We start from the raw sequence: 9,917 nt of genomic DNA, 5'->3' as shown, positions 1-9,917 counted from the left end.
TCGCGCGAGGAAATTGTGCGCCGGTGCCATCCAGCTCCAGCGGGTGAGCCCGATGGGGCGCTTCTAACAGCGGAAGCGGCGCCTCGACTCGGTGTACGTAACCCGAAGGGCGGCGCAGCGAATATCAACGGCGAGATATACTACCTGTGGCGGGCCGTCGAGATCACCACCGGCGGCCTGCGTTCTTGCAAGTTAGCGATGAGCGAGCTTCGCCGTCAGCCGCCGAGCCGTTCCCGGCCGACCTCGATACTGGCCTGCGCAGCGATATTACCGACCTGCTCGACGACCGGACCGTCGGCGGCAGCGTCTTCGACCACGAGCTTGACCCACAGCGTGTCGCCATCCCTGAAATAGGCCGTCGTGTCGGCCTCGCGCAGCGCATCGAGGCTGTCCGCCCGCGTGCCGCCTGCGGTGGTGGCGAAGCCGGGAAGTTCGAACAGCACGAACGAACCCTCATCCATTTCGCGCAGCGAGAGCGTGAGTGTATCGCGGGCCGTCTCGACCCGCAGTTCGGCGGCACTGCCGATCTCCTGCCGCCACGCTGGAGGATGATCGGTTCGGCGATCGGGCCGGTCTCGAAGCCGTTGAAATCGCCCGCGATGTGGAAGCGGCCGATGTCGCCGTCGCAGATCGCCGCATTCCAGCTCACCTTGATCTCGCAGGAATCCTCGTCGGCGGCGATGCCGTTGTCGATCACGACGTGGGCACCGGGAATACCGGTGACAGACCCATCCAGATCGCGGAACGTGGCGCTCTTGTAGGCGGCGCTGCGACCGTAATCGGACGCCCAGCGGCGCTGGATCGGCGGGAAGCTGACCGGCTGCGCGTTCTCGAAGGTGAGGCCCTTGACCGAATTCTCAGTGCTCATCCCGAAACTGGTGAACAACAGGTAGGACAGCGCCCCCGCATCGCGCAATTCGTTGGGCTGAAAGTTCACGAATCTGGTGTTCTCCACCTCGTGGTGGAAATCGTAATACTCGTAGCCGCGGATCGGGAAATCGGGCGCGGCGCTCGGCAGGCTGCGGCCGTAGGCGATCTCCTCCGGCGTGATGGGATTGCCGATATTGGCGCTTTCTCCCACGAACAGGGAGTCCACCACGCGGGAGGTGAACGGCGCGATACCGGGGCTGCTGGTGGCATGGGTGAAGCCGATCGCGTTGTCGGCCAGCTTCAGGTTCCTGTAGAGGTGATACTCGCCGCGCCCCCAGATCGCGCCGTTGCTGTTCTTGTAGCCGGTGAAATCTTCGAACACCGCCATCTGCACTTCGCTGCTGGTGTCGGAGGGATCGGCGTAAACAGTTAGGTTGGGGCCGGCGATCCCGAAGGTGCCGTCGGGTCGGGGCCCGCGGTCGAGCATGAAGCCATCGAAGTTGGAGTGGGCGACATTGCCGCTAAACTCGCGCAACTGGGTCCGCCCGGGCCAGGTCCTGGCGCTGATTTCGGTACCTTCGAACTGGCCGGTCGGATGCTGCGGAAAGGCCATCCAGAAGCCGATCTGGTCGGACCCCGCCGCCACATTGTCGCGGTAGATATTGTCGGGATTGGTGATCCAGAAGGTCGACACGGTGTTGTCCGACGGGATCAGGATATGCTCGGACGCCTGGCCGGCTGTGTTCTGGTGCGGCAGGAACAGATTGGTCGGCTCGCACGGCAGGGTCGGATGGCATTTGGTCTGGATGCCGAGGTTGCGGACGAACTGGTTGCCCGTCTCGATGCCATCTTCCATGAAGAAGCAGTGGCCCACCGTGTTGTAGGTCACGTTGTTTTCGATCAGCAGGTTGTTGGTGCCATGCACCGTCACGCAGCGGCTGAAAGTGTCGTGGATCGCCGCGTTCCGGATGTACTGCCCCTCGCCTTCGCCGAGGAGGTGCCAGTGGACCGGGTACCGCGCCAGCGTCAGGTGCTGGCCCATGCGGGTGAGCTCGACGCTGTCGATGTACATTTTGGATCCGGCCATCGCCATGATGTGGCCGCCGAAATAAGTCTCCTCCGAATCCTCTGAAGCCTGCACGCGGATATTGCGGCTGAGCAGGCCGACTTCTCCGCGTTGATCCACCCCGAAGGTGATCTCGCCGAAATGCATGTAGTCGAGCGGCTGGTCTAGCGTCAGCGTGTTGCCGGATACAGCGACAATCTGGCGCTTTTCCGCCTGCCGGGGATTGAAGTCGGTCGAGGCGAGGACGATCGCGTCACCCACCCGCCAGTCGCTGGCATCGAGCACTTCGATGCGCGTGCTGCCGACCTCGACCGTGCGGGCGAGCTTGGTCCAGGCGTTCTTGCGGTCACCATGCAGGTTCAGCGTGCCGCGCATCAGCACGATCCCGCGGTCACCCATGGTGTTGATGTCTTCGCCGGGGACATTGTCCGTCAGCGTGATGGTGGCGTTGTGGGTAAAGGGATTGCCCTCGGTGCCGATTTCCAGCTCGCCGCCGGGCACATAGATCCACTCGGTCGACAGCGAAATATCGCGTTCGTCGGCAAAGCGGAGCTTGCCCTGGATGGTCAGGCTGCGCAGGGCGGGCGGACTGACATCGAGCACGACATCCATTTCGCGCGCAATGGTTACGGCAGCGCCTTCGACCGGCACCCTGCCATCGGGCCAGGTTGCCGGATCGGACCAGCGCATCGTCCTCACCACGGTAGGCGCCGCATCCTCTGCCATATCCATACGGCTGTGCGTGTCCTGCGCCTGGACAATGGTTCCGCTGCCGAACAGCACGGCCACGGACAGCATCAGGGATAGACGGTGCCGGCGAGTTGGCTCGCGCATGATTTGTATCCCCTCACTCAAAACTTCGAGACCCGCTCTTGATATCGGGCCACTTTTTGCACTGGACCTGCCATTTTGACAAGATCAAAAGTAGCGGCGCATCACTTCGGCCGGAACTCTTCCAGTGCCGCGACTGCTGCCCGTGCGGCCATGCGGCTGAGCCACGCCAGCGTACGCGGAGCGATATCCCGGGTGCACAGATCGGGAAGCATATGCGGCAACCCCAGTGCCATCGAGTACCACTTGATATCCGCCAGCGAGTAGTCAGCCGGGCGGGCGTCGGCGAGTTGCTCTTCGCTGTAGCCGGTTTCGGCGATAATTGCCCAATTTCGGCGCATCTCGGGGTTGGACATGCACGCCAGCCGGGCGGCCATTTCGGTCTTGTCGATCGTCGAGGCGAACCCCGGTGGCGTTGTGCGCGCCGAACACGGTCAGCGCCGGACAGAAATACTCGTCGACGTATTTCGTCACCACGCAAGCCCCGGCCGCCGCTGTCGAGCGCACCCGGCGTCATGCCGATGAACAGCGGGCCGTAGATCGCAAAATTGCAGCCAGAGATACTTCACCGCGCCCACCAGCGGCACATTCGAGACGTTGCGGCTGATGTTGCGGCGCGGCGGCTCCTTTACCGTCTGCAGCATCATCGCGACCAGCACGCCGGGAAGCCCGCTACCGGCGACCGAACCGATCTGAAGAACATAGATCGCTTTGGGCAGCCGGTCGCGGGAGAAGGAATCGGACACCAGCGAATAGGCGGACGGCCCTATGACCGCCTCGCCCGCGCCAACACCATGCGGGCCACGAACAGCTGGACGAAACTGTTCGCCAGCCCGCATGCCGCCGTGGCGAGACTCCACACGGTGATCCCGATCGACATGATCCACGTCCGCCGCCAGCGGTCGATCAAGGGCAAGACCGGCAGCCCGACGATGACGTAGACGAACGCAAATGCCGGGCCGACTAACATGCTCGCCTGCGTATCGGTCAGCTGGAAGTCGTCGATGATCTGCTGGATCAGCAGGCCCAGTATGCCTTGGTCGAGCATCGCGAAGGTCGTGGTCAGGACAAGGATGCTGACCGCGTACCAGGCGTCACGCGGCGGTGGAAAGGCCGATTTCGCGTCCACCGGCAGCGCGGTGTCGGGCCCGATTCCTGCAGGTGGCACCGTGGGGGGAACAGGTACCGGGTCGTTGCCGCCAAGCGTGCCCGTGCCTTACTCCCGGAGGCAGTGGGTGCCCGATCAAACCGGGCACCCAGTCGCTTCGTATCAGAAATCCTTGCGCACGGTCAGCGCCCACTCGCGCGGCCGCCCGACAACCCCGGTGAGGAAACCGAAAGAGTTCCGCTGGTCGGTGAGGGAGGTAAAGAAGTACTCGTCGAACAGATTGGTGACCGCCAGTGCGAGCGAGAAGCCAAGTCCCTCGTCGGTATAGGTGATGCGGACGTTGGCAAGCGCATAGCCCTCCTGCACCGCGGAAGTGTTTCGGAGGTCGGGCGAAAAGGCGATATCCGAGCGGTAGCTGACGTCGAGCCGCGGGGTGATGAACCGGTCGACCCCGGTCTCGAAATCATACTGCACCGCGCCGGACAGGTTCCACTTGGGCACCCGCGCCTGCGGGCTGTCGAGCGTGAGCCCTTGCGTAGCGGCCAGCAATTCCTTGTACTGGAAATTGGTGTAGCCGACATTGGCCGAGAGCATCAGGCCATAGACCGGCCGCGCGACCGCCTCGATCTCGAAGCCCTTGATCTCCGCATTACCGACATTGTCGTTGCAGAAGATCGCGCAAGCCCCGTTGCGCACGGTGGGATCGCTCAGTGTGCCCACCAGGGCATCGAAATCGGTCAGGAAGGCTGCCGCGTTGAGGCGCAGCATATTGTTGAACAGATTGCTTTTGAAGCCCAATTCGTAGGCCGTGACCTCCTCCGGCTCGAGCGCGAAGATGCCGCTCGCGCCGAACGGCCGCGCGTTGAACGCCGAGGCGGTGAAGCCGGTGGCGTAGGAGGCGTAGATGTTCGCGTCGGGTGTCAATTCATAGTTGACGGAGAAGCGCGGGTTTAACCGGTCGTCCTGGTTCTCGCCGGTAGCGACGAAGTTTAGGAAGCCCAGACCCGACGGCGTGTAGTCGCGGTCGAACGTATAGGTTTTCTTCTCGTTCGAATACCGCAGCCCCGCCGACAGTGTCAGCCGCTCGGTCGGCCGCAGGTCGATTGCGCCGAACACCGCCCAGGTCTCGAGCGTCGATGTGTCATCGCTGAAGAAGTCGAGCGCGGATGGGATGAACCCTTCGGTCTGCACCCGCGCCGGGTTCAGGGTCTTCGTGTCGAGGTAGTATCCGCCGAACGTATAGTCGAGCAGATCACCCAGCGCGGTGCCCAGCAGGCGCAATTCCTGGCTGAACTGCCGGTGGCTGAGGCCGTTCCGCACCTCCTGCACCGGTACCGCGAGCGAACTCTGGCCGAAATCGCCTTCGTACTCGCGGTAGGCCGAGATCGAGGTGAGATGCAGGGTGGGTGCGAGGTCCGCCTCGACGGTCAGCGAGCCGCCGAACGCCTCGAAATCGCCGACCGCAGGATTGACGAACCCGACCCGCTCGTTGCCGTAGCGGGTGAAGGTCGAGTACCGACCGGGCGATTCGAACGATTGAACCACTTGTGCGAGTTTTTCGGGCGTCGAGACGTCGAAGCCGTAAAAGCTGGTACCGAGGCCGCGCAGCCAGGTGGCCAGACCGTTGGTGTCCGGTCCGGCTGGCGGAATCACGCCGCCGCCGATCACTCCCGTCTCCGGATTGACCCGCGAGCTCTGCGTGTCGAGGATCACTTCGGCCGAGCTTTCGCTGCGTTCCTTGCTGTAATCGGCCGAAAGGTAGACCTGCAGCGCCGAATGCGGTTCGAAGCCGAGCGTTCCGCGGAAGCTGTGGCTGCTGCCTCCGCCAAGGGTCCCGACCTTGCAGTCGTCGTCATCCTGCGCCTCAAGCCCGGGGCCGCCCACCAGCGCATTTCCGAATTGCGGGTTGGCACATTTGTAGCTCAGGCGTTCGACTTGGCCATCCTGCCCCCGGGCGCTGGCAACGGCGCGGAAGGCAAGCTGGTCGGTGATGCCAAGATCGTACACCCCGCGCACCTGATAGCGGCTGCGCGATCCCCCAAGGGCCTCGACGAAGCCGCTGTTGTCGCCGGCCGGCTTCTTAGAAATAAGCCGTAACGCGCCGCCGACCGAGTTGCGCCCGAACAGCGTCCCCTGCGGCCCGCGCAGCACTTCGACTCGTTCGAGGTCGAGCACATCGAACACCGAACCGTAGGTGGTCGCGTAATAGACGTCATCGACATAGAAACCGACCCGCGGCTCGAATGCGGTCAGAAAGTCGACCTGGCCCAGCCCGCGCACGAATGCCTGATTGGTCTGCGCGCCGAAGCCTGCGCCACCGGTGGTCATTTCGACATTGGGCACGGTTTCGGCAATATCGACGAGGGTCCTGACACTGCGCTGCTCGAGCTCGTCGGCCGTGATCGCGGTGATGGCGATTGGAACATCCTGCAGCAATTGTTCGCGGAACTGTGCGGTGACGACAATCGTGACGTTCTCCGCGGCCCGGCGATCGGGTTCTTCCTCAGTCTCCTGTGCGTGCGCGGCCGTCAGCGGCGCGAGCATCAGGATCGTCGCCATTGCGGCCAAGCCGGCCGACTGCTGCAAGCGCCGACGAGCCGTTTCAGTGGCTATCTTCTTCATCATGCTCCCTCCACTTCTGTGGCCGCCGGTTCGCTGGTCGGCCTTATTGATCTTCTATTCCCGGCGGCCGGGCTCCGGCCCCATCACCGTGGCAGCGGCGACCCGCGCCAGACAGTCCTCCATGCTTGCGGACACGCAAAGCTCGAGCGTTGCGAGCTGCGCGGCATGCGGATAGAGGCGATAATCGGCGAGCGCCTAGCTGTCGCCGACGAGCCAGGCGCGAGAAGAGCGTCGGAGAACTGGTCCACCTGGCGCAAAAAGATGGAGTGATGGGCGAACGGCACCGGCTTTTTGTGCAGGAAGGGCAGCGGTTTGCCTGAATTGGCGCTTGGCTCCCAAGTGTCTACCTGGCGCATACGCTTGCTTCTACCCCTCCCTGTGGCACCACTTCGTGGGAACCTTACCCGTGATCTATGCCGCTAATTTGATTTCGTCAAATGAACTTTTTGGCAGAGTCAAACGGACTTTTACCGCGAGGTTGCCGGCTGACCGCCGTCCGTCATTCGAACAGGGTTTCACCCTGCTCGTTGATCGGGTTGCGGTCGTTTTCGGCGCTCTGGAACTCGATCAGTGCGCCGTGGCGGTCGCGGCAGTAGCGGACGGTCACTTCGTACGGCACTGTCAAAGGGATGGCCGGCTGCGCGTTGGATTGCTAGCCAAGCGGGATGACCACGACCGCAAATCCGTTTAGGTACTTCCACTCATCGCCCGAAGTCATCCGCATGGTAGTGATGCTGTATGTGGGCACTGTCAGAGCAACGTGGCACCTGGCGTCGAGCCCTGCTAGCCAGCAGGGATGCCGCGCAAATCCCGAGCCCTACCGCCAAGCCCATTTCGCCGTTTCAACTCATCACACGAGGTGATCCGCCTTGTGGTGCTGATGTAAATCCGCTTCCCGCTGTCGCTGCGGAACGTGGAGGACCTGCTCTTCGAACGCGGCATTGATGTTTGCCATGAGACCGTGCGCCACTGGTGGAACCGCTTCGGACCCATGTTTGCCGCTGACGTCCGACGGCAGCGTAAAGATCAACGGCGAGATGCATTACCTGTGGCGAGCGGTCGACCAAGAGGGCGAGGTCCTCGAGAGCTTCGTCACAAAAACTCGCGATAAGACGGCGGCGCTGGCTTTCATGAAGTACGCGCTGAAGCGCCACGGCTCGCCTTCAGAGATTATCACCGACGGCTTGCGCTCTTACAAGGCGGCCATGAACGAGCTTGGCAATGCCGACAAACAGGAGGTCGGACGTTGGGCCAACAGCCGGGTGGAGAACAGCCACCTGCCATTTCGACGAAGAGAAAGGGCGATGTTGCGATTCAGGCAGATGAAGAGCTTACAGAAGTTTGCCTCGGTTCACGCCAACGTCCACAACCACTTCAACCTCGAACGTCACCTCGTCGACAGGACTACCTACAAGACCCGCCGCTCGGCCGCCCTGGCCGAGTGGCAGTCGCTCATGGCCTGAACCGACGCTGGGTTGGGGCTAACTCCGCCAATCGGAGACAAGTTGCGGTTAGACTGACCGCACCGCCACCCATATTCCCCGCCGTTCTCTGTAATTCGCTGCCCCGAAATTGGGCCGCAATTGCGTGGGTTTGTGGTCGGCAACCCGTCATGAGCCGCTATCTTGCGGCCATTCTCCGGCCGTTTCGAGCCCGAATTGCGGGGTGAGTCTCCGCACCAATGACAATCGGTTGGGTTTCCCAGTTCTCGGGAAGTTTACAGGGAAAATCGCTGATTTGGGGTCGATTCAGGCCATTTTGGGTAATATTGCACCGGCGGCACAATGAAATTATTGTGGTTTGGTAATGGCTTGCGGCGATCGCCGGACCGAACTTGTTGGCCCAGCATCGAACGGTCTCATAGGTGACGTCGATCCCGCGTTCGGCGAGCATCTCCTCGACATCGCACAAGCTCGTCGTGAAGCGGAAATAGAGCCACACCGCCAGTCGGATCGTGTCAGGCGGAAACCGGAGACGCTTGAAGGATTTCGGGTTCATTCTCGTCTCTCTATGCGACGAAAGGCCGCAAGCGGAGACAAGTTAGCTTTTGCCTGACACCACCGCCTGAGCCGATGCTGGGTTGTGGAAAGCTCTGCCAATCGGAGACGAGTTGCGGTTAGACTGACAGCACTCACTAGTTTGATGACAGGGCATCGGTGATTGCGATGGTCGAGAAAGCCAAGCTCGATAGCGTGGACAGGAAGCGCTGCAGGTCCACTCCCGGAGCAGTCGAGACATAGAGTACGTCCTTGTCGCGGACGTCGAAGTCCTGCGCCACGAAGAAGCTGGCCGGGTCGGACATGTCGAGGCGATAGACTACCGGAATGCGGCCTTCCTGGGTGCGCCGCGCCGTGTTTGCCAGCAACGGATCCATCGCCGCCGGGTCTTCCAGGCGGAAGATGAAAACGCCGCGCAAGGCAGCGCGATCACTGCGCAGACCGCCAATCCGCCCCAGGGCCTGGGCAAGGCTGATGCCCTTGCCCTCGAACGGCACCTCGGCATTCTGCGAAACCGCGCCAAGCGCCACAAAGGTGAACGGCCGGTGCGAGACCGAAATGATATCGTCGGGCAGCATGCGGATGTTCTGTTCGGGCTGCTGGATTATGGCATCCAGGGGGTGCTGTCAGTCTAACCGCAACTCGTCTCCGATTGGCAGAGCTGTCCCCAAGCCTGCGTCGGTTCAGGCCATGAGCGACTGCCACTCGGCCAGTGCGGCCGAGCGGCGGGTCTTGTAGGTCTGTCTGTCGATCAGATGGCGTTCGAGATTGAAGTGGTTGTGGACGTTGGCGTGGACCGAGGCGAACTTCTGTAACGACTTCATCTGTCGGAACCGCAGCATGGCCCGCTCTCGTCGCCGAAACGGCAGGTGGCTGTTCTCCACCCGGTTGTTGGCCCAGCGTCCCACCTCCTGCTTGTCGGAATTGCCCAGTTCGTTCATCGCCGCCTTATACGAGCGCAGGCCATCGGTCGTGATCTCGGCCGGCGAGCCGTGGCGTTTCAGCGCCTTCTTCATGAACCGCAGGGCAGCCTTTTTGTCGCGAGTTTTGGTGACGTAGCTTTCCAGCACCTCGCCCTCCTGGTCGACCGCGCGCCAGAGGTAATGCATTTCGCCGTTGATCTTTACGTAGACCTCGTCGAGGTGCCATTTCCACTGCCGGAAGCCCTTCATCCGGCTGACCCGCTGGCGCCGGACGTCAGCGTCGAACATCGGGCCGAACCTGTTCCACCAGTGGCGCACAGTTTCGTGGCTGATGTCGATGCCGCGTTCAAACAGCAGGTCCTCCACGTTCCGCAGCGACAGCGGGAAGCGCACATACATCAGCACCACCAGGCGGATCACCTCGGGCGATGAGTTGAAGTAGCGAAACGGGCTGGCGGGTTTGCGAGGTCGAGGCATGCGAGCGCCCTACCCCGCCTCGC

The 9,917-nt window shown here is 62.3% G+C and carries 8 protein-coding genes and 2 pseudogenes; 1 reads left to right on the top strand and 9 read right to left on the bottom strand.

Features of this window, described 5'->3' with window-relative positions; translation table 11 throughout:
* Nucleotides 1-163: 163 nt before the first annotated feature.
* The 6 genes from M3P36_RS05835 to M3P36_RS15150 all read right to left on the bottom strand — a co-directional run bounded on the left by M3P36_RS05835 (nucleotide 164) and on the right by M3P36_RS15150 (nucleotide 7,122).
* A complete protein-coding gene (locus M3P36_RS05835; protein ID WP_249702304.1) occupies nucleotides 164-2,734 on the bottom strand; it encodes a G8 domain-containing protein in 2,571 nt (856 codons plus the stop codon).
* A gap of 137 nt (nucleotides 2,735-2,871) precedes the next feature.
* Entirely contained in the window at nucleotides 2,872-3,123 is a 252-nt protein-coding gene (locus M3P36_RS05830; RefSeq protein WP_249702303.1) for a hypothetical protein, read from the bottom strand.
* A gap of 114 nt (nucleotides 3,124-3,237) precedes the next feature.
* Nucleotides 3,238-3,513 (bottom strand): hypothetical protein, encoded by a 276-nt coding sequence (locus M3P36_RS05825; protein ID WP_249702302.1) that lies wholly within the window; start codon nucleotides 3,511-3,513, stop codon nucleotides 3,238-3,240.
* Nucleotides 3,514-3,533: 20 nt separating this feature from the next.
* Nucleotides 3,534-3,935 (bottom strand): MFS transporter, encoded by a 402-nt coding sequence (locus tag M3P36_RS05820; protein ID WP_249702301.1) that lies wholly within the window; start codon nucleotides 3,933-3,935, stop codon nucleotides 3,534-3,536.
* 102 nt (nucleotides 3,936-4,037) lie between these two features.
* Nucleotides 4,038-6,500 carry a TonB-dependent receptor gene (locus tag M3P36_RS05815; RefSeq protein ID WP_249702300.1) on the bottom strand — a complete coding sequence of 821 codons (2,463 nt, stop codon included), beginning with the start codon at nucleotides 6,498-6,500 and terminating at the stop codon, nucleotides 4,038-4,040.
* 496 nt (nucleotides 6,501-6,996) lie between these two features.
* The gene (locus tag M3P36_RS15150) at nucleotides 6,997-7,122 is read right to left on the bottom strand and encodes a hypothetical protein (RefSeq protein WP_283773340.1); all 126 of its coding nucleotides are present in this window, start codon (nucleotides 7,120-7,122) and stop codon (nucleotides 6,997-6,999) included.
* A 171-nt stretch (nucleotides 7,123-7,293) separates the two neighbouring features.
* Here M3P36_RS15150 and M3P36_RS05810 point away from each other — a divergent pair.
* A pseudogene (locus M3P36_RS05810) lies at nucleotides 7,294-7,960 on the top strand (IS6 family transposase).
* A gap of 352 nt (nucleotides 7,961-8,312) precedes the next feature.
* On the opposite strand, the pseudogene M3P36_RS05805 reads toward M3P36_RS05810, so the two are convergent.
* From M3P36_RS05805 to M3P36_RS05795, 3 genes and pseudogenes are all read right to left on the bottom strand, one after another.
* Nucleotides 8,313-8,495: pseudogene (locus M3P36_RS05805) on the bottom strand (IS6 family transposase); the annotation flags it as partial.
* Between the two features lie 136 nt (nucleotides 8,496-8,631).
* On the bottom strand, nucleotides 8,632-9,072 hold the full coding sequence (locus M3P36_RS05800) for a polysaccharide biosynthesis/export family protein (RefSeq protein WP_249702299.1): 441 nt from the start codon (nucleotides 9,070-9,072) through the stop codon (nucleotides 8,632-8,634).
* A 105-nt stretch (nucleotides 9,073-9,177) separates the two neighbouring features.
* Complete coding sequence (locus M3P36_RS05795; protein ID WP_249702298.1) at nucleotides 9,178-9,894, bottom strand: IS6 family transposase; 717 nt, start codon at nucleotides 9,892-9,894, stop codon at nucleotides 9,178-9,180.
* Nucleotides 9,895-9,917 lie beyond the last annotated feature (23 nt).

It is taken from the genome of Altererythrobacter sp. KTW20L (genome assembly GCF_023501975.1).
Lineage (GTDB): Bacteria > Pseudomonadota > Alphaproteobacteria > Sphingomonadales > Sphingomonadaceae > Alteraurantiacibacter.
The sequence above is the reverse complement of the archived record's forward strand: the minus strand, read 5'-3'. Positions and strand labels throughout refer to the sequence as shown.

What these genes read in the sequence shown, in the direction of transcription:
- M3P36_RS05835 (WP_249702304.1), bottom strand. Translation starts at nt 2,734, where the DNA reads ATGCTGTCCGTGGCCGTGCTGTTCGGCAGCGGAACCATTGTCCAGGCG.
- M3P36_RS05830 (WP_249702303.1), bottom strand. Translation starts at nt 3,123, where the DNA reads ATGTCCAACCCCGAGATGCGCCGAAATTGGGCAATTATCGCCGAAACC.
- M3P36_RS05815 (WP_249702300.1), bottom strand. Translation starts at nt 6,500, where the DNA reads ATGATGAAGAAGATAGCCACTGAAACGGCTCGTCGGCGCTTGCAGCAG.
- M3P36_RS05800 (WP_249702299.1), bottom strand. Translation starts at nt 9,072, where the DNA reads ATGCTGCCCGACGATATCATTTCGGTCTCGCACCGGCCGTTCACCTTT.
- M3P36_RS05795 (WP_249702298.1), bottom strand. Translation starts at nt 9,894, where the DNA reads ATGCCTCGACCTCGCAAACCCGCCAGCCCGTTTCGCTACTTCAACTCA.